The 18,673-nt window shown below is 64.3% G+C and carries 14 protein-coding genes and 1 pseudogene; 5 read left to right on the plus strand and 10 right to left on the minus strand.

The features are described 5' to 3' along the window. Nucleotides 1–31 precede the first annotated feature (31 nt). A complete protein-coding gene (locus tag XH90_RS25710) occupies nt 32–985 on the minus strand; it encodes a hypothetical protein (protein ID WP_194482807.1) in 954 nt (317 codons plus the stop codon). Between the two features lie 175 nt (nt 986–1,160). On the opposite strand from XH90_RS25710, the gene XH90_RS25715 reads away from it, so the two are divergent. Continuing rightward, nucleotides 1,161–4,637 (plus strand): indolepyruvate ferredoxin oxidoreductase family protein, encoded by a 3,477-nt coding sequence (locus XH90_RS25715; RefSeq protein ID WP_194477103.1) that lies wholly within the window; start codon nt 1,161–1,163, stop codon nt 4,635–4,637. A gap of 48 nt (nt 4,638–4,685) precedes the next feature. On the opposite strand, the gene XH90_RS25720 is transcribed toward XH90_RS25715, so the two are convergent. From XH90_RS25720 to XH90_RS25735, 4 genes are all read right to left on the minus strand, one after another. After that, complete coding sequence (locus XH90_RS25720) at nt 4,686–6,422, minus strand: FAD-dependent oxidoreductase (protein ID WP_194477104.1); 1,737 nt, start codon at nt 6,420–6,422, stop codon at nt 4,686–4,688. A 58-nt stretch (nt 6,423–6,480) separates the two neighbouring features. Then, nucleotides 6,481–7,500, minus strand: a complete 1,020-nt coding sequence (locus XH90_RS25725) for a S1C family serine protease (protein ID WP_194477105.1) — start codon at nt 7,498–7,500, stop codon at nt 6,481–6,483. A gap of 105 nt (nt 7,501–7,605) precedes the next feature. Further along, the gene (locus tag XH90_RS25730) at nt 7,606–8,055 is read right to left on the minus strand and encodes a hypothetical protein (RefSeq protein ID WP_194477106.1); all 450 of its coding nucleotides are present in this window, start codon (nt 8,053–8,055) and stop codon (nt 7,606–7,608) included. 8 nt (nt 8,056–8,063) lie between these two features. Then, nucleotides 8,064–9,662 (minus strand): GMC family oxidoreductase, encoded by a 1,599-nt coding sequence (locus XH90_RS25735; RefSeq protein WP_194477107.1) that lies wholly within the window; start codon nt 9,660–9,662, stop codon nt 8,064–8,066. Between the two features lie 200 nt (nt 9,663–9,862). Here XH90_RS25735 and XH90_RS25740 point away from each other — a divergent pair, with 200 nt between their 5' ends. Then, nucleotides 9,863–10,651 (plus strand): thermonuclease family protein, encoded by a 789-nt coding sequence (locus tag XH90_RS25740; RefSeq protein ID WP_194477108.1) that lies wholly within the window; start codon nt 9,863–9,865, stop codon nt 10,649–10,651. A 217-nt stretch (nt 10,652–10,868) separates the two neighbouring features. On the opposite strand, the gene cyoD is transcribed toward XH90_RS25740, so the two are convergent. Genes cyoD through XH90_RS25760 form a run of 4 tightly spaced genes read right to left on the minus strand, consistent with a single transcriptional unit; the run spans nt 10,869 to nt 14,686 of the window. Next, complete coding sequence (gene cyoD, locus XH90_RS25745; RefSeq protein WP_194477109.1) at nt 10,869–11,252, minus strand: cytochrome o ubiquinol oxidase subunit IV; 384 nt, start codon at nt 11,250–11,252, stop codon at nt 10,869–10,871. Further along, nucleotides 11,249–11,890, minus strand: coding sequence for a cytochrome (ubi)quinol oxidase subunit III (locus XH90_RS25750; protein ID WP_194477110.1), 642 nt, complete (start codon nt 11,888–11,890; stop codon nt 11,249–11,251). The genes cyoD and XH90_RS25750 overlap by 4 nt, the downstream gene beginning before the upstream one ends. After that, nucleotides 11,890–13,890: a cytochrome o ubiquinol oxidase subunit I gene (gene cyoB, locus XH90_RS25755; protein ID WP_194477111.1), complete on the minus strand. Its 2,001-nt coding sequence runs from the start codon at nt 13,888–13,890 to the stop codon at nt 11,890–11,892. Before cyoB ends, XH90_RS25750 begins: the two co-directional genes overlap by 1 nt. Next, nucleotides 13,880–14,686 (minus strand): cytochrome ubiquinol oxidase subunit II, encoded by an 807-nt coding sequence (locus tag XH90_RS25760; protein WP_246755581.1) that lies wholly within the window; start codon nt 14,684–14,686, stop codon nt 13,880–13,882. Before XH90_RS25760 ends, cyoB begins: the two co-directional genes overlap by 11 nt. Before the next feature lie 260 nt (nt 14,687–14,946). Here XH90_RS25760 and XH90_RS25765 point away from each other — a divergent pair. The 3 genes and pseudogenes from XH90_RS25765 to XH90_RS25775 all read left to right on the plus strand — a co-directional run bounded on the left by XH90_RS25765 (nt 14,947) and on the right by XH90_RS25775 (nt 17,130). Continuing rightward, a pseudogene (locus XH90_RS25765) lies at nt 14,947–15,760 on the plus strand (SDR family NAD(P)-dependent oxidoreductase). A 13-nt stretch (nt 15,761–15,773) separates the two neighbouring features. After that, complete coding sequence (locus XH90_RS25770) at nt 15,774–16,328, plus strand: carboxymuconolactone decarboxylase family protein (RefSeq protein ID WP_194477113.1); 555 nt, start codon at nt 15,774–15,776, stop codon at nt 16,326–16,328. A 1-nt stretch (nt 16,329) separates the two neighbouring features. After that, a complete protein-coding gene (locus XH90_RS25775; protein ID WP_194477114.1) occupies nt 16,330–17,130 on the plus strand; it encodes an SDR family NAD(P)-dependent oxidoreductase in 801 nt (266 codons plus the stop codon). An 81-nt stretch (nt 17,131–17,211) separates the two neighbouring features. Here the strand turns inward: XH90_RS25775 and XH90_RS25780 are convergent, their stop codons facing one another. Beyond that, nucleotides 17,212–18,513, minus strand: coding sequence for a sorbosone dehydrogenase family protein (locus XH90_RS25780; protein ID WP_194482808.1), 1,302 nt, complete (start codon nt 18,511–18,513; stop codon nt 17,212–17,214). Between the last annotated feature and the right edge of the window lie 160 nt (nt 18,514–18,673).

An 18,673-nucleotide genomic window follows, 5' to 3' on the forward strand; every position in this document is an offset into this window, starting at 1 on the left:
CATCTGCTCAAAGGATGAGCTGGCGGCGAGCCTACCGCCCCGCTCCATACAGCCGCCGATATTCCTCCTCGTACGGCGCATATGAGTCCTTCAGCGTCGCCATGTTGAGCAGCATGGTCGCGACCAGTGTACCTGCCTTGCCGAACACGCGCGTCCTGACCCAGGCGCTCTCGGTGCGGCGGCTGCCGGACAGCGCGACCACCTCGCACTCGACTTCGTATTCCTCGTCAACGAAGAGCGGCCCCTTCACCAGCCGGATTTCCTGATCGGCGAACAGGCCGACGGCAGGCCCCTTCGTCGGCAACGGGTCGTCCTTGGAGCGGTATTGGAACAGCACGCTTAGCATCTCCATCGGGATGATCGCCCGCCTCCACGGATTATTCGCGCCGGAATAGTAAGGCGAGTTCTCGGTGATGACTGCGAGCTTCTGCCTCAGCGAGAACGGATAGAGGTCGCCCATGTTCTGGTCGAACGCCATCCGGACCGTCTGCCGCTTGCTCGTATGCGCGACTTTCACGTCACGCAGGATCACGGGATCGGCGAGCGGCTTGAGCTCGGTCAAACGTGCCTCCAGCGCCGTCGCGACCTGCGCATCGCCGACTGACGCCGTGCCGCGCAGCACCTCGGTGCCGTCGCGCCTCACCATCTGGATCTGGCACTGGCTCGTTCCGGGCAAAGGCTTTGACAGGATTGCCTGCACGTCATCGCCTTCGAAGCAGGCATTGCGATAATGCGCGGAGAGACAGCCGCTCTCGAACCACGCCTGTCCCCACAGCCGCGCACCCAGCGGCGCGAACTGGCTGAAATGCGTAGGCCCCTCGATGGTCCCACCCTTGAAGCCAAGCTTCTGCGCGGTGGCATCGTCGTGAATGGAGGCGTGCGCGTCGTAGACCTGCGCATGCAGCATCTGGCGCGGCTGGCGCCACGGCCCGATGAGAGCTTCGGCAGTTTCGGTGATCTCGGTATTGAACGCGCTTGCAGTCATACTTGCAGTCATGGGCTCCTCCACAGGCAGCCATGACTAGCAGGCCCGCCACGGATGCGGCCAGCGATATTGACTTCGGTGCTCCATGCATTTGACTGCCGACACCCGCTTCGCAAGTCACCCCTCTTTCCGCGGCGCAAAATTCCCACCTGATGCGACGACAAGGACTCCTGAAATGACGCTGATGCAGGTCGAGCTGGACGATAAATACCGGCTCGAATCGAAGCGGATCTTCCTGTCCGGTACGCAGGCCCTGGTCCGCCTGCCCATGTTGCAGCGCGAACGCGACCGGCTCCAGGGTCTCAACACCGGCGGTTTCATCTCCGGCTATCGCGGTTCCCCGCTCGGCATGTACGACCATGCGCTGTGGCGCGCGAAGTCGCACCTGCAGCAGCACGACATCGCCTTCGTCCCCGGCCTGAACGAGGATCTGGCGGCGACCGCCGTCTGGGGCAGCCAGCAGGTCGGCCTGTTTCCGGGCGCCAAGGTCGATGGCGTGTTCGGCATCTGGTACGGCAAAGGTCCCGGCGTCGATCGTTCTGTCGACGCCCTCAAGCACGCCAACGCGGCCGGCACCTCGCTCAATGGCGGCGTGCTGGCGCTCGCCGGCGACGACCATGGCTGCCAATCCTCGACGCTGGCGCATCAGAGCGAGCAGGTGTTCGCGGCGGCGCTGATCCCGGTGGTCAATCCGGCGACGCTGCAGGATTATCTTGATCTCGGCCTTTACGGCTTTGCGCTCTCGCGCTTCTCCGGCTGCTGGGTCGGATTCAAGGCGATCAGCGAGACCGTCGAGAGTTCGGCGTCCATCTACAGCGATCCTGAGCGCATCAAGATCGTACTTCCCGATGATTTCGAGATGCCGCCCGGCGGCCTCAACATCCGCTGGCCCGATCCGCCGCTGGAGGCCGAGCGGCGCCTGTTCGGTCCGAAGATGGCCGCGGTGCAGGCCTTCGCCCGCGCCAACCAGCTCGATCGCATCGTGCTCGATTCCAAGCCAGCCCGGCTCGGCATCGTCGCGACCGGCAAGGCCTATCTCGATCTGCGCCAGGCGCTCGCCGACCTCGGCATTACCGACAAGGACGCGCAGGATCTGGGCTTGCGCATCTACAAGGTCGCGCTGACCTGGCCGCTGGAGGAAAGCGGAGCCAAGCGCTTCGCCGAAGGCCTTCAGGACGTTCTAGTCGTTGAGGAGAAGCGCGGCTTCATCGAAGACCAGCTGATGCGCATCCTCTACAACATCGATGCGTCGAAGCGCCCGACGATCACAGGCAAGCGCGACGAGAGAGGCGCGCCGTTGCTGCCGAGCGAGGGAGAACTGACGCCCACGATCGTCGCGGGCGCGCTGGTGGCGCGCTTACGCAAGCTCGGGCATCACAGCCCGGTGCTGGAGCAGCGTCTCGCGCGGCTCGAGGCCTTCGACAATCCCGTTACGACCAATTCGCAGATCAAGCTCGCGCGTACGCCGTTCTTCTGTTCGGGCTGCCCGCACAATTCCTCGACGCGCGTGCCCGAAGGCAGCCGCGCCATGGCCGGCATCGGCTGCCACGGCATGGCCCTGAGCATGCCGACCCGCCGTACCGATCTGATCTCGCATATGGGCGCCGAAGGCGTGAACTGGATCGGACAGTCTCCCTTCACCACCGAGAAGCACATCTTTCAGAATCTCGGCGATGGCACCTATACACACTCGGGTTTGCTGGCGCTCCGCGCCGCCTCGGCCGCCGGCATCAACATCACCTACAAGATCCTCTACAACGACGCCGTCGCGATGACCGGCGGCCAGCCGGCCGAAGGCGCCTTCAATGTTGCGCAGATCGCGCATCAGGTCTGGGCCGAGGGCGTCAAGCGCCTTGCGATCGTCTCCGACGATCCCACCAAATACCCCGAAAGCAATTACTTCCCGCAGGGCGCGACCATCCATCACCGACGCGAGCTCGACGCCGTGCAGCGCGAGCTGCGCGACATCGAGGGCCTGACGGTCGTGATCTACGACCAGACCTGCGCCGCCGAAAAGCGGCGCCGCCGCAAGCGCGGGCTCTATCCCGATCCCGCCAAGCGCGCCTTCATCAACGAGCTCGTCTGCGAAGGCTGCGGCGATTGCTCGCAGGCCTCCAACTGCGTCTCGGTGCAGCCGCTGGAGACCGAGTTCGGCCGCAAGCGCCAGATCGATCAATCGAACTGCAACAAGGACTTTTCCTGCGTCGAGGGCTTTTGCCCGAGCTTTGTGACCGTGCATGGCGGTACGCTGAAGCGGGTGAAGACCTCGGGAGTCGATTCCGGCCAGCTGTTCGCCGATCTGCCGCTGCCGCCCCCGCGTGAGCTGGATGGCCCCTACAACATCCTGGTCACCGGGATCGGGGGCACCGGCGTCATCACCATCGGCGCCCTGCTCGGCATGGCTGCCCATGTCGATGGCCGCGGCTGCTCGGCATTGGATTTCACCGGCCTGTCGCAGAAGAACGGCGCGGTGATGAGCCATGTGCGCATCGCTCCGAAGCCGGAGGACATCTCGGCGGTCCGCATCACCACGGGCGGCGCCGACGTCATCCTCGGCTGCGACATGATCGTCTCGGCCGGACCCACTGCGCTCAGCCGCGCCGAGCGCGGCGTGACCAGGGCCTATATCAACGCCGATTTGCAGCCAACCGCGAGCTTCGTGCAGAATCCCGATATCGACTTCGAGATGGGCACGATGCAGACCGTGCTGCGGAACGCCGTCGGAGACAAGAACCTCGACATCATCGACGCCACCGGCATCGCCGCTGCGCTGATGGGCGACAGCATCGCGACCAACCCCTTCATGCTCGGTTTCGCCTTCCAGAAGGGCGCCATTCCGCTGTCGCTGGAGGCCCTGCTCCGCGCCATCGAGATCAACGGCGCCGCGATCGAGATGAACAAGCTCGCCTTCACCTGGGGCCGCCTCGCCGCCCACGACATGTCACGGGTGCGCAGCGTGCTCCAGTTCAAGAGCCGGGCTTCCGCACCGACGAAGTCGCTCGACGACATCATCGCGACCCGCGCAGAGTTCCTGAGCGGCTATCAGGACAAGGCCTACGCGGACCGCTATCTCGCGACCATCGCCAAAGTGCGCAAGGCGGAAACGATTGCCTCGCCCGCCTCGACAGAGCTGACCGAGGCAGTCGCAAAAAACCTATTCAAGCTGATGTCCTACAAGGACGAGTACGAGGTCGCGCGGCTGTACACCGACGGCAGCTTTGCCAAGAAGGTGTCGGAGAAGTTCGATGGGGACTTCAGACTGAAGTACCATCTGGCCCCGCCGATCTTCGCAAAGCGCGACAAGACGACGGGACGGCTTCAGAAGCAGGAGTTCGGCGGCTGGATGATCCACGCCTTCCGCGTGCTGGCCAAGCTGAAGTTTTTGCGTGGCAGCGCGTTCGATCCGTTTGGCCGCACCGAGGAGCGGAGGACCGAGCGGAAGCTGGTTGAGGATTATCTTGATATGATCGATCGGCGAATGGCCGGGCTCAAGGCGGAGCAGATCCCACTGCTGGCGCGTCTGGCCCGTGTGCCCGAGAGCATCCGCGGATTCGGACACGTGAAGGAGGCCAACGTGAAGCTGGCGATCGCGGAGAAGGCCCGGCTGGAGGCTGAGCTGGAGAACAGCCGGTTCGCGGCTGCTGCGGAGTAAAAGAGATCGGCACCATACACTCGGTGTCATCGCCCGGACAGCGGTGGGCTAGAGACTAGGCAGGCGTCCCTGCAACCACGGCGTCGTCGCCATCGCAGCCCCGTCCGCCAGGTGCCTTCCCGCAATATAGCCGAACGTCAGCGCCGGCCCCAGCGTGATGCCCGGCCCGGGATAATTCCCGTTCATGATCGAGCCCATGTCGTTGCCGCAGGCATAGAGCCCCACGATCGGGGTGCCGTCCTCGCGCAGCACGCGCGCCTGCGCATCGACCTTCGTACCGATCGCCGTGCCGAGATCGGCGGGATGGATGCGCATCGCGAAGAACGGCGCACGGAGGATAGGCGCGACGCATGGGTTGGGCTTGTGGCTGATATCACCGAGATGGCGCTGGTAGATGGTGCTGCCACGGCCGAATTCGGGATCGCGGCCTTCCTTCGCATCGCCATTGTAAGTCGCGATCGTGGCGGTGAGCGCGGGCGGCGCGATGCCGATCTTCGCCGCGAGCTGCGCGATATCGGGCGCTTTGATCAGTTCGCCGCTCGCCACGAATCGACGAACGCTGCGTGTGAACGGCTTGATGCGGCCGAGGCCGTAGCTCCACAAGAACTGGCTGTCGCAGACCAGGTAGAATGGCCGGTCCGGTTCGCCGTTGCCGTCGCGCAGCATGCCGAGCACGAATTCGTGGTAGGACAGCGCCTCGTTGACGAAGCGGCGGCCGGCCGCGTTGACGGCAATCACCCCGGGCTTGGCACGGTCGGTCACCGTATGTGGAAACACGCCGCGGTTGCCGTCGGCACGCCTGAACAGCGAGGCCGGCACCCAATAGGCCGGGCTCGTCGCCTCTGTGTTGAGCGCGGCGCCGCTTGCGGTCGCCAATCGAAGTCCGTCGCCAGTACCTGCTGTGTTGGTGGCGGAGACGAGACCTGCAGCCTTCGGAAAGAAGCGTTTTCGCAGAATCGCATTATGCGAGAAGCCGCCGGTCGCAAGCACCACGCCGCGGCGTGCAGCAATCGAGCGGTCGCGAGAACCGTGGCGGATGACGACGCCCGCGACGCGATCGCCCTGCATCGACAAATCCTCGACATCGGCGCTGAAGAGGACTTCGACTTGCCGCGCCAGCAGCGAGGCGTAGAGCCGGGCGGCAAGCGCATTGCCGAGATGCAGCGTCGTGCCGCGCGGGCTGCGCAGCCGCTGACATGCGTATTCCGAGACCAGACGCGCGGCGCGCATAGTCGAGCGAAGCGATTTTCCGATGCGGCGCAGATGCGGGATGTCGAGACGATTGACCATCATCCCGCCGAACAGCGTGAACTCCGGCAAGGGCGCACGCAGTCGCGCAAAATGCGCGCCTAGCCGCGTGCCGTCGAAAGCGACCGGCTCCAGCACGCGCCCCCCAAGCGTCGCACCCAGCCGCTCCGGATAATAGTCCGGATAGACTTTCACCGGCTGGAGACGAACTTCCGTATTGGCTTCGAGATAGGCGACCGCCTCCGGCCCCCGCGCCAGGAAGGCGGCGCGCAGGCCCGCGTTGGCCGGTTCAGGCACAGTGCTCGACAGATACTGCACGGCATCCGTGATGCTGTCGGAGAGCCCCGCCTCTTGTATCTTGGGATTGGCGGGGATCCAGACCATGCCCCCGGACCATGCCGTGGTGCCGCCGACGAAGGCGGTCTTTTCGATCACCAGCACATGCAGGCCTTCGGCGGCGGCCACAGCGGCCGCCGTCATGCCACCGGCACCGGCGCCGATGACAATGACATCGTAGGTCTCATGTGCCGACATCATGCGGCGGGGGTCCGGAGGCGAGGCATGACACCGTCATACCCCGCCCAGGGGCCCGCAGCTAGCGCTGCGGCTTGCGCTCGATCGGGTCGATGTCGATCGCCCGCAAGCGGCCGAGCCGCAGCACGTCCATGGCGAGTCGCCGGCCGATCCGGTCACGGTCGAGCACACGGATCAGATCGTCCACGCCGTTGATGTCGACGCCGTCCATCCTGATCACGACGTCGCCGGGCAACAAGCCTGCCTTCGCCGCCGGACCGTCCGGCTCGATCTGCATCAGCAGCGCGCCCATCTTGTTTTCGACCCCCGCCAGCACCGCGTGCCGCCGCGGGACCGGTGCGGTCTGCCCGGCAACGCCGATAAAGGCGCGGCGGACGTAGCCGTGGCGGATGATCTCTGACAGAACGAATTGCGCGGTGTTGCTGGCTACCGCGAAGCAGATGCCTTGCGCCCCGCTGATGATGGCGGTGTTGATGCCGATCACCTCGGCACTCGACGACACCAGCGGCCCGCCGGAATTGCCGGGATTGAGCGCCGCATCGGTCTGGATCACGTCCTCGATGGTGCGGCCGCTCACCGAGCGGATCGAGCGCCCCAGCGCGGAGACGACGCCGGCCGTCACGGTCGATTCAAAACCGAGCGGGTTGCCGATCGCGATCACGAGTTGCCCGCGCTTGAGGGTCTTGGAATTACCAAGCGCAGCGTAGGACAGATCGCGCACGCCGTTGGCGCGCAATAACGCAAGGTCCGTATCCGGGTCGACCCCGAGCACCCGGGCGTCGCCGACATGGCCCTCGACGTCGCGCAGCCGGATCTCCTTGGAGGAGCCGACGACGTGGCTGTTGGTGAGGACGAGGCCATCCGGCGAGATCACAATGCCGGAGCCGAGCCCGCCCCGCCCGCGGCCATTCGGCACCTTTGGCCCGGTCTCGACGCGCACGACCGCGGGACCGACACGGTCGGTCACGTCGATCACCGCATTGGAATAGGCGTCCAGCAAGACCCGGTCATCGACCGGGGCAGGTTCTGTCGCTCGCGATGACGCGGCGTCATCGACGATATCTGAAGTGAAATCCAGCATGGCAAAAGTCCTTGAGGCTCACACAGATGGTGGCCTGTTCCGTCAGGCGCAAGATGCCTGTCCGGAGCGCAAGGCTGGACTGCCAGTGCTTGACTAACCAGCTGGCTAGGGCGCGCGCCGCAGCGTGCCGCCCCGCGCCTTGACCGGGTCGAGCAGCGACCAGTCGCCGTCCGGGAGCACGTAACCCTTGGGAAATGGCGCACGCAATTCGAGCCCGAGCGAGCGCAGCACGCGGTCGTCGCGGTAGTAGCATTGGAGAACGACTCGAACGAGCGTTGCCGCGGCCGCGCCGCCATTCTTGCGAAACTCTTGCGCGACCGCATCTCGTTTCGCAGTATCGAGTTCGGCAAGCGGCTGCCCTGCCAGCCGCGCCAGATGGTCCAGCGCGGCCGTCACCAATTTGGTGTCGCGGCCCAGCGTCGCCAGGATATCAGCCTGGATCGCGGCATCGTCGGCACCGGGCACCTTGTATTCGTCGCTGGCGGGCACGATCATCCCGGCGACGGTGCGGAGGTCGTCGCACTGGGTACGCGTAAGTTGAGTATCTGCAGACATGACAGGCCTCAGTCGAACAAATTGGCGAGGCGCTGCTTCATCTGGTCGGCGATGTAGAGCGCGAGAGCCTGGATAGTGGAGGTCGGGTTCACCCCGCCCGACGTGACGAAGATGCTGCCATCGACGATGAAGAGGTTCTTCACGTCATGCGTGCGGCCCCATTCGTTGACGACGGACTTCTTGGGATCGGTGCCCATCCGCGCCGTGCCGAGCAGATGCCAGCCGCCCCACGGGATCGGCGAGTTGATGCAGATGTCGGTCGCTCCCGCGGTCTCGAGAATCTCCCGGCCGCGGGCTAGCGCGTGGTCCATCATCCTCTGGCTGTTCTCGCTGATCGTATAATCGATCTTCGGCGCCGGAATGCCGTGGCTGTCCTTCAGCACGGGATCGAGCGTGACCTGGTTGTGTTCCTCCGGCAGATCCTCGCAGATCGCAGAGAAGCCCAGCCGATGGCCGTTGAGCTTGCGGAAGACGCGGTGATGATCCTCGCCCCACGGCAGAATGCCCTTCTGCTCGCTGACGACGGCCTCGAATACCGGCCCGGCGCCGCGGACGAACTGGACGCCATAGCCGCGCACGAAGCCGCGCGAGAGGTCCGTGTCGTACCACTCCTTGCTCCACAGGCAGGTCGGCGGTGCGCGGTTCGAGTCGGTCGGCTCCTTCACGTAGCCGTAGATCTGCGCATAGGGGTGGAACATCAAGTTCTTGCCGACGAGGCCGGATGAATTGGCAAGGCCGTTCGGGAAGCGGTCAGATTTCGAATTCAGCAGCAGGCGGGGCGTGCCGACGCCGTTGCAGGCGATGATCACGACATGTGCCGGCTGGAACTGCTCGACGCCGTCCTTGTCGTAGTAGACGACGCCTGTGGCCATGCCGTGCTCGTCGGTGGTGATCTCGCGCACCCGGCAATGGGTACGCAGCTCGACGCCGGCGCGAACCGCGTGCGGCCAATAGGTGATGTCGGTCGAGGACTTTGCGCCTTGCGCGCAGGCGGGCGTGCAATGGCCGAGATTGATGCAGCGCGCGCGCCCTTCGTAATCCATCGTCGCGACCGTCGTGTCCGACGGCCACCAGTGCCAGCCCAGCTTGTTCATGGCCTTGCCGATGATGGCGCCGGACAGTCCCATCGGTTGTTGCGGCATCGGCGGATGCGTCAGCGGCGACAGCGGATCGCCTGACAGGCCGGAGGTGCCCATCATGCGGTCGTTCTCCTCGAAGAACGGCGTCAGAGTGTCGTAGTCGATCGGCCAGTCGTCTGCGACGCCGTCGAGAGTCTTCACCTTGAAATCGGAGGGATGCAGCCGCGGCCAGTGTGCGGTGTACATTACCGTCGAGCCGCCGACCGCATTATAGTTCACGACCTTGATCGGGGAATTGTCGTCATTGATCGGATAATCCTCGGGCCGACCGCGGACGTTCGGGCTCGACGACCACTCGCCGTAGAACTTGGCCTCCCAGTCGCGGCCCGTGCTCGGGTATTCTGCGGGGTTCATCCAGCCGCCCTGCTCCAGGCAGAGGATGTGCATCTTGGTCTCGGCCAGCGACCACGCCACCGCTGCGCCCGAAGCGCCGGCGCCGATGATCAGGACGTCCACGGGATCTTTCATCAAAACTTCTTCCTCCCGCCCTCGCCACTTCCCGTGCGATTCGGCCATCGCGGCTCACAAGGCCGCGGAACGATAGGGGCAGACCGCACGGCGAGTAAAGGCCGGCGGGCGAATGTCGCACTTCGCACAGCGCAGACCATTGGTCTGGCGACTGCCGGATGCTAGGAACGAGGGGCAAGAGCAATCGATAGCGAGAAATTATGTCCCTCGAGAATTCATTTGCCGCCGCCCGCGCCTTCGCGCTCGTTTTGTTTCTCGCTCTGTCCGCAATTCTGGGGGCCGCCAGCCCCGCCGCCGCGCTGACCGCAGCTGCGACGGTTCGGGATGCCAATTCGATCCAGCTTGGCGACGTCACCTATCGGCTCGACGGCGTCGACGCGCCCGAACTCGACCAGGTCTGCATCGACGACCACGCCGATCCCTGGACCTGCGGCATCGAGGCCCGCGACCAGCTTACCAAGCTGATCGACGGAAAGCCGGTTCGCTGTGACGACGTCGGCCCGGAGAAGAGCTTTGGCAAGCGCCACCGCGCGATCTGCACGGTCGAGGGCGACAAGGTCTCGTTGAACGAGCAACTGGTCAGGCTGGGCTTTGGCATCGCGCGCGAGCCCCTCAAGGCCAACGTCAAGCCGGCCGCCGCCGAGGCCAAATCGGCGTCGGCCGGAATCTGGAGAGGTTGCTTTGTTGCACCGCAAGAATTCCGGACCGGCAAGAAGGACGGCGCCCTGCTCGGCGCAGCCTGCCGCGCCGACCGCGACAAGGAGATTCGCGCGGTGCTGTTTCCGGAGGAGCTGACGGCACCGCCGAGTTGCGTCATCAAGGGCAAGCTCGCGGTGCGCGCCCACGTCACCGGCAATATCGGCATCTATCATCTGCGGGGGTGTCCGAGCTACGCCGCGACCACCAAGCCCGACCGCTGGTTCTGCACCGAAGACGACGCGCAGGCCTCGGGCTTCCGCAAGGCCTATAATTGCCGCCGGCCAAAGTGAACAATTAGTTCACGCAGCCGTGAGTGGTAGGCCAAGACAGTATTGATCCGGAATTGAACTGAAACGGAAGTTGCTGCACCTATATGTGTACGCAAGCGCTTTGCGCGTGCGTTTCCTTGGCGGCAATCCGGCTTCGGCCGATTGCTTTGCTCGGGCGTTTCCTCCCTAGACTTGGGCCGCTTGTCACACGCAAGCGGCTCTTCTTTTTTGTGCAGATCTAGCTGTGCATCCGGATGAACTGATCCATCGGCGGCATGTTCTGGTTGAGGTGCGCCATGATCCAGACGGTGCCGCCGACGACCAGGAAGACGACCAGCAAACCAAAGGCCAGTGCCAGTACGTTGTTGGTGTTGTCAGGTCCCGTGGTGATGTGCAGGAAGAACACCAGATGCACGCCCATCTGCGCGATCGCCAGCACGATCAGCGCGACGGGAATCGACGGCTGCCAGACCAGATTGGTGCCTGCGATGAAGAACGAGGTCGCAGTGAGCAGCAGCGCCAGGCCAAGGCCAACGACATAGCCGAGGACACGCTCGCCGACGCTGTGTTGCTCTTCTTCGCCCGGCGCGAGATCATGTTCGATGTGCGTCTGATCGGTCATGCGCCACCTCCAAGCAGATAGACGACGGAAAACACCCCGACCCAGATGATGTCGAGCGCGTGCCAGAACAGTGCAAAGCACATCATCCGGCGTAGGACGTCGGCGCGAAAGCCCTTTGCGAAGACCTGGGCCATCATGGTGAGCAGCCAGAGCACGCCGGCTGACACGTGCAAGCCGTGGCATCCGACCAGCGAGAAAAACGCGGTCAGGAACGCGCTGCGCGACGGACCATAGCCGCGGGCGACGAGGTCGGCGAATTCCTTGAACTCGATGGCGAGGAAGATCAGCCCGAGCGCGCACGTTACGCCCATGCCGAGGTAGAACCAGAACCGGTTGCGGACGTCGGCCGCGATACTGGCCATGCCGCAGGTGAAGCTCGACAGCAGCAGGCAGACCGTCTCGATCGCGACGTTACGCTGCTCAAAAATCTCCGAGCCCTTGGGGCCGTCCGCGGTCTGGCCGGCCAGCACCGCATAGGCCGCAAAGAAGCAGGAGAACATCACGATGTCGGAGAGCAGGAACACCCAAAAGCCGTAGGCGGTGACGATCCGCTTCGGCGCGGGCCCGGGATGCTCGACGACAAGGCCAATGTGATGGGGATCGGCATGCGCGTGGCCGACGGTCGCGGTCATCGCCATCAGATTGCCCCCGCCATGCTGACGAGGCTGCGCCGCTCCTCGAGGTTGACACGGTCGATCGCGGCGACCTCAGCGGCCGGGATGACGTACTCGTCATGGTCGCGCCAGGCGAACACGACGAAGGTCGCGAACGCGCCGATGCCGCCCAAAATCACCATCCACCAGATGTGCCAGATCAGTGCGAAGCCCATGATGGTCGCGAAGAACGCGCAGACGAATCCTGTCGGCGAGTTTCTGGGCATCTCGATATCTTGATACTCGGGCGTCTCGTGCTCGAGCGATTGCTGCCGGGCATGGATCTTCATGTCCCAATAAGCATCTTCGCCGCGCACATCAGGATGGAAGGCGAAATTGAACACCGGCGGTGGCGACGAGGTCGCCCATTCCAGTGAGCGTCCATCCCAGGGATCGCCGGTCCGGTCGCGCAGCGCCTCGCGATTGCGGATGCTGACCACGAGCTGCATGATCTGGCAGATGACGCCGACTGACAGCACCGCCATGCCAATCGCCGCCACGATCATCCAGGGTCGCCACTCCGCGACGTCATAGTGCTGCATGCGCCGCGTCATCCCGAGCATGCCGGCGACATAGAGCGGGACGAAAGTGATGTAGAAGCCTGAGAAGGTGAACCAGAAGGCCAGCTTGCCCCACCGCTCGTCGAGACGGAAGCCGAACGCCTTCGGAAACCAGTACTCGAAACCGGCGAAGGCGCCGAACAGCACGCCGCCGATGATGACGTTGTGGAAGTGCGCGACCAGGAACATGCTGTTGTGGAGCATGAAATCCGCGGGCGGCACCGCGACCAGCACGCCGGTCAAGCCTCCGATGATGAAGGTGACCATGAAGCCGACGGCCCACAGCATCGGCGGCGCGAAGCGGATGCGGCCGCCATACATCGTGAACAGCCAGTTGTAGATCTTCACCCCCGTCGGCACCGCGATGATCATGCTGGCGATGCCGAAGATGGCGTTGACATCAGGACCAGCCCCCATCGTGAAGAAGTGGTGCAACCAGACCATGAAGGAGATGACGCAGATCGCCATGGTGGCGAGCACCATGGAGCGGTAGCCGAACAGCGCCTTGCCGGAGAAGGTCGAGACGACCTCTGAGAAGATGCCGAAGGCGGGCAGCACCAGGATGTAGACCTCGGGATGCCCCCAGGCCCAGATCAGATTCATGAACATCATGACGTTGCCGCCAGCCTCGTTGGTGAAGAAATGAAAGCCGAGGTAGCGGTCGAGCAGCAGCATCGCGAGAGTGGCGGTAAGGATTGGGAAGGCTGCGACGATCAGCAGGTTGGAAGCCAGCGTGGTCCAGCAGAACATCGGCATGCGCAGATAGTTCATGCCCTTGGTCCGCAGCTTCAGCACCGTGGTCACAAGATTGATCCCCGCGACCAGCGTGCCGACGCCAGAGATCTGGAGCGACCAGGCGTAATAGTCGACGCCGACGCCGGGCGAATAGGACAGCTCCGACAGCGGCGGAAAGGCGAGCCAGCCAGTACGGGCGAACTCGCCGACCACGAGCGAGAGATTGACCAGCAGCGCGCCGGTCGCCGTGAGCCAGAAGCCGACCGAGTTCAGCGTCGGGAATGCGACGTCGCGCACGCCGAGCTGCAACGGCACGACGAGGTTCATCAGCCCGATCACGAACGGCATCGCCACGAAGAAGATCATGATCGTGCCGTGCGCAGAGAAGATCTGGTTATAATGCTCCGGCGGCAGATAGCCCTGCGACTGGTACGCAATCGCCTGCTGGATCCGCATCATGATGGCGTCGCTGCCGCCACGCAGCAGCATCACCGACGCCAGCAGGATGTACATGACACCGATCCGCTTGTGATCGACGCTCGTGATCCATTCGTGCCAGAGGTAAGGCAGATGGCCCTTCACGACGACCCAGATCAGCACCGCCAAAACCGCAACCAGTACGATCGCACCCGCGATAAGCGGAATGGGTTGATCGAAAGGAATGGCCGACCAGTCGAGCTTACCGAGCATCAACGCCCCCACTGTGAGGACGGCCGGCATCGGAGACGAGCTCCGGTCCCGGCCCCGGCGGAATGTGCTGGGTGGCAATCAGGTCGAACAGGCGCGGGTCGTCCAGCCGATAGGTCGGCCTGCCCTTCTCGACGCCCTGCTGCATCAGCTTCTTGTAGCTGTCCTCGTTCAGCACGGCGTCAGTCTTCGCCGTGGTCGCGACCCAATCCGGAAATGACAGCGGCGAGATCACATTGACGTCGAACATCATGTCCGGAAAGCCATCGCCGGAGAAATGCGCCGACAAGCCCTTGAGCTTGCCCTCATTGTCGGCGCGCAGGTTCAGCCTCGTCACCATTCCGTTCATGGTGTAGATCATGCTGCCGAGCTGCGGGATGAAGAACGTGTTCATCACGCTCGACGACGTCAGCTGGAAATTCAGCTCGGCACCCGCCGGCACCGTCAGCGTATTGACGGTGGCGATGCGCTGGTCCGGATAGATGAAGAGCCACTTCCAGTCGAGCGAGACGGCCTGGATACGCACCGGGCTGCCTGTGCCCGGCACCGGCGCCGCGGGATCGAGCTGGTGCGAGCCGATCCAGGCGACGCCGCCAAGCAGGATGACGGTGAGCGCAGGGATCGCCCACACCACCATCTCGACGCGGCCGGAATAGACGAAGTCAGGCTGATAGCGTGCTTTGGTGTTCGACGCCCGAAACCAGAATGCAAAAGCCAAAATCGCGAAGATGGTCGGCACCACGATCGCGAGCATGATGAAGACGGAATCGACCAAAATGGTGCTGTTGGCCGCAGCCACGGGCCCTTGTGGATCAAGCAGATTCATCGGCAAGCCACTGGCGGTTGGGAGTCCCCGGGACGGAGCCTAACGCGGGAAAGGCTCCGCAGAAAACGCGATCGCGTGAAGTCGGTTCCTCCAGGCGCGCGCCGGTGCGTTCGCAATCTCGTCCGGCGGCATGCAATTCCGTGCGATGTCAATGACATCGGCGCGGGACCGCCGGCCTTCTCACCTCGACACGGCATTGCTAACTTGCACGAAAATATCCGGGATGGAACGACATGCAGGGTCCTGAGGACGATGCCGGCCTCGCCGGCAAGGTGGCGTTGATCAGCGGCGGCGGCGCCGCAGGCGACGGCATCGGCAACGGCCGCGCTGCAGCAATTCTGCTCGCCCGCTCCGGCACGAAAGTGCTGGTCGCCGATCGCGATCTCAAGCTCGCCGAGCGTACTGTCGAGATGATCGCGGCCGAAGGCGGTACGGCCGCGGCCCACGGCGGCGACGTCACCAGCGAAGCCGACTGCAAGATGCTGGTCGAGGCCGCGCTCGACCGATGGGGCCGGCTCGATTTCCTCGACAACAATGTCGGCATCGGCAGTCGCGGCAGCGTCGTCGAGGAGACGCCCGAGCAATATCGCCGCGTCATGCAGGTCAATGTCGAGACCATGTTCCTGCTCTCCAAGCACGCGATCCCCGCGATGATCAGGACGGCCAGGGGCGGCGCGATCGTCAACATCTCCTCGATCTCGGCGCTGCGCCCGCGCGGGCTCACGACCTACACGACCTCGAAAGCCGCGATCATCGGGCTCACCCGCGCGATGGCGGTCGACCACGGCCGCGACAATATCCGTGTCAACTGCATCTGCCCGGGACCGATGTACACGCCGATGGTCTATGCCCGCGGCATGAGCGAGCAGGCCCGCGCCCAGCGCGCCAAGGCGCGCCGTGCTAAAGACCGAAGGCACCGGCTGGGACGTAGGCCACGCCGTCAAGTTTCTGCTGAGCAATTTTGCACGCTACATCACAGGCCAGGTGCTGGTGGTCGACGGCGGCGTAACGCTACAAGCTCCCGAACGCGAGTCACAAGAGCACTAGGGGAAACACATCCATGGCCCGCCTGCCCTACCTCGAGGCCGATCAGGTCGCGCCCGAATATCGCGACATGCTCAAGCGCAACACCAATCTGCACAAGCTGCTGGTCAACTCGCCGGAGATGGCGCGCGCCTTCAACGGCATCGGCAGCTACATCCGCTTCAAGAGCAAGCTCGATCCGCGCCTGCGCGAGCTCGCCATCCTCCAGGTCGGCTGGATGGAGAAATCGGAGTATGAATTCACCCATCACGTCAAGATCGGCAAGGAGTTCGGGGTCACCGACGAGGACATCGCGGGCCTGATGGCAGAGACCGAGGGCAAGCCGTCGAAGCTGGAGCCGCTCGCCAGGGCGATCCTGAAAGGCGCCCGCGAGATGGTGCGGGAGCTAGCGATGTCGGGTGCGACCTTCGCCGAGATCAAGCACCATTTGTCCGATGAGCACATGACCGACCTCGTCCTCACCATCGCCTTCTATTGCGGCGTGGTACGCGTGCTCGCGACCATGAAAATCGACAACGAGCCCACTTACAAAGAGGTACTCCAGCAGTACCCGATCCCGGGAGTGAACTGACATGCGCTTGAAGGACAAGATTGCGATCGTGGTCGGCGCCGGCCAGAGCCCCGGCGAAGGCATGGGCAACGGCCGCGCCACCGCGCTCATCTTTGCGCGCGAAGGTGCCAAGGTGCTGTGCGTCGACCATCATCTGGAGTCGGCGCAGGAGACCGTCGATCTGATCGCGGCGCAGCAAGGCATCGCCGCGGCCTTCAAGGCCGACGTGACCAAGTCCGCCGACATCAAGGCGATGGTTGCCGACGCCAAATCGCGCTGGGGCCGCATCGACGTGCTGCACAACAATGTCGGCGTGAGTCTCGCCGGAGGCGATGCCGAGCTTCTGGCGATCACCGAAGAGGCCTTCGACCGCGTCGTCGCGATCAACCTGAAAAGCTGCATTCTCGCAGCTAAGGAGGTGATCCCGATCATGCGTGCGCAGAAGAGCGGCGCCATCATCAACATCTCCTCGATGGCCGCGATCACGACTTATCCTTACGTCGCCTACAAGGCGACGAAGTCGGCGATGATCGCCTTCACCGAGCAGTTGGCCTACCAGAACGCCGAATACGGCATCCGCGCCAACGTCATCCTACCCGGCCTGATGAATACGCCGATGGCCGTCGACACCCGCGCCCGCGAATGGCACAAGACCCGCGCCGAGGTCGAAGCCGAACGCGACAGCAAGGTGCCGCTGCGCAAGAAGATGGGCACCGGATGGGACGTCGCGAATGCCGCGCTGTTCCTGGCGTCGGATGAAGCGAATTTCATTACGGGCGTGACCCTGCCGGTGGATGGCGGAGCGAGCGTGCGGCGGGGGTAAAGCGAGCCGAACCCGATGCCTCTTCCCTTCTCCCCCTGCAGGGCCCTGCAAGGGGCGAGGGTGCACCGCCACGGCCGCTCGCTAGTGCGTCACCCGCCAGATCGTGCCGCCAGTATCCTCTGAAATCAGCAGTGCGCCATCCTTCGCCACTGCAATGCCGACCGGCCGTCCCCATACCTGGCCGTCGTTCACGACAAAGCCCGTGACAAAATCCTCGTACTCGCCAGTCGGCTTGCCGTCCCTCATCCTGATGCGGATCACCTTGTAGCCGGTGCGCTTCGAGCGGTTCCAGGAGCCGTGCTCGGCGGCGAAGGCATCGCCCTTGTATTCGGATGGAAACTGCGTGCCCTGGTAGAACGTCATGCCGAGGGAGGCGGAATGCGGCTGCACCAGGACGTCAGGCACCGTCACCTTGTCCTTGAGGTCCGGCCGCGCGCCGGCATGACGCGGGTCTTCGTTGTTGCCGATGTAGAACCACGGCCAGCCGTAGAAGGCGCCCTCCTTCACGCTGGTGACGTAGTCGGGCACGAGATCATCGCCGAGCCCGTCGCGCTCGTTGGTCGAGCACCACGGAAGCCCGGTTTGCGGCTGGATCGCGAGGCCGACGCAGTTGCGGATGCCGGTCGCATAGAGCCTGCGGTCCTTGCCCTCGGGGGTGAAGGAGAGTACCGCGGCGCGCTCTGCCTCATAGCCCCAGGACGCGCCGACCGCTTGCGTGCGCGACCAGGCCTCGAGCCCGCCAGGTGGACTCCCCATGCCCTCGGCGACATTGCTGGCGGAGCCGACCGACACCAGCATGCGCTTGCCGTCGGGCGTGAACACAATGTCGCGCGTGGAATGGCCCGACCCTTGCGCGAGGTTCGTCACCACGACGTCAGCCCTGCCCGACGCCTTCAGGTCGCCCGCGTGATAGGGAAAGCGGACGACATTGCCGGTGTTGGCGACATAGACCCATTGCGGATTGTCGCCGTTCGGGAAGAAGGCGATGCCGAACGGGCGGGTGAGCCCGCTGGCAAAGACCTCATTGATCGCAACCTTGCCGCTCTCCCCGAGACGCAGCACGCGGATGCGTCCGGGTCCCGTCTCGGCAACGAAAATGTCGCCGTTCGGCGCGACGCGCAGCACCCGCGCATCGGAGAGGCCGTCGGCCAAAAGCTCGATCTTGAATCCATCGGGCACGAGCGGCATCGCGCTGCCGCGCGTCGTCACGCGCGTGGGATTGGAGACCGAGGGCGAGGCGCCGGGCTTGGCCATATCCTGCGGGCGGATCAGCCTGACTGTGCCGGGCTTGTCGACCTGCCAGCTGCCATAGGCGTCCTTGCCCTGCAACACGGGCTCGCCTTGCGCGCCGCCGCACGCGAGCAGCATCCACACAGGCAGCATGATTTGCGAAACACGAGATATCACGTCGCCTTCCTCCCCGACTTCATCTGCCAAATCCCACGTCAGCTCATGCCCGCACGATGTGCATTTGCTAAGACCCATCGTACTGGAAAACGGCACGGATCGGTGCAACACATTGTGAGGGCGCGACCGGCGGCTG

It is taken from the genome of Bradyrhizobium sp. CCBAU 53338 (assembly GCF_015291665.1).
Lineage (GTDB): Bacteria > Pseudomonadota > Alphaproteobacteria > Rhizobiales > Xanthobacteraceae > Bradyrhizobium.

What these genes read in the sequence shown, in the direction of transcription:
- XH90_RS25750 (WP_194477110.1), bottom strand. Translation starts at nt 11,890, where the DNA reads ATGGCGATGACCGCGACCGTCGGCCACGCGCATGCCGATCCCCATCAC.
- cyoB (WP_194477111.1), bottom strand. Translation starts at nt 13,890, where the DNA reads ATGCTCGGTAAGCTCGACTGGTCGGCCATTCCTTTCGATCAACCCATT.
- cyoD (WP_194477109.1), bottom strand. Translation starts at nt 11,252, where the DNA reads ATGACCGATCAGACGCACATCGAACATGATCTCGCGCCGGGCGAAGAA.
- XH90_RS25710 (WP_194482807.1), bottom strand. Translation starts at nt 985, where the DNA reads ATGACTGCAAGCGCGTTCAATACCGAGATCACCGAAACTGCCGAAGCT.
- XH90_RS25775 (WP_194477114.1), top strand. Translation starts at nt 16,330, where the DNA reads ATGCGCTTGAAGGACAAGATTGCGATCGTGGTCGGCGCCGGCCAGAGC.
- XH90_RS25725 (WP_194477105.1), bottom strand. Translation starts at nt 7,500, where the DNA reads ATGCTGGATTTCACTTCAGATATCGTCGATGACGCCGCGTCATCGCGA.
- XH90_RS25780 (WP_194482808.1), bottom strand. Translation starts at nt 18,513, where the DNA reads ATGCTGCCTGTGTGGATGCTGCTCGCGTGCGGCGGCGCGCAAGGCGAG.
- XH90_RS25730 (WP_194477106.1), bottom strand. Translation starts at nt 8,055, where the DNA reads ATGTCTGCAGATACTCAACTTACGCGTACCCAGTGCGACGACCTCCGC.
- XH90_RS25715 (WP_194477103.1), top strand. Translation starts at nt 1,161, where the DNA reads ATGACGCTGATGCAGGTCGAGCTGGACGATAAATACCGGCTCGAATCG.
- XH90_RS25720 (WP_194477104.1), bottom strand. Translation starts at nt 6,422, where the DNA reads ATGATGTCGGCACATGAGACCTACGATGTCATTGTCATCGGCGCCGGT.
- XH90_RS25740 (WP_194477108.1), top strand. Translation starts at nt 9,863, where the DNA reads ATGTCCCTCGAGAATTCATTTGCCGCCGCCCGCGCCTTCGCGCTCGTT.
- XH90_RS25735 (WP_194477107.1), bottom strand. Translation starts at nt 9,662, where the DNA reads ATGAAAGATCCCGTGGACGTCCTGATCATCGGCGCCGGCGCTTCGGGC.
- XH90_RS25770 (WP_194477113.1), top strand. Translation starts at nt 15,774, where the DNA reads ATGGCCCGCCTGCCCTACCTCGAGGCCGATCAGGTCGCGCCCGAATAT.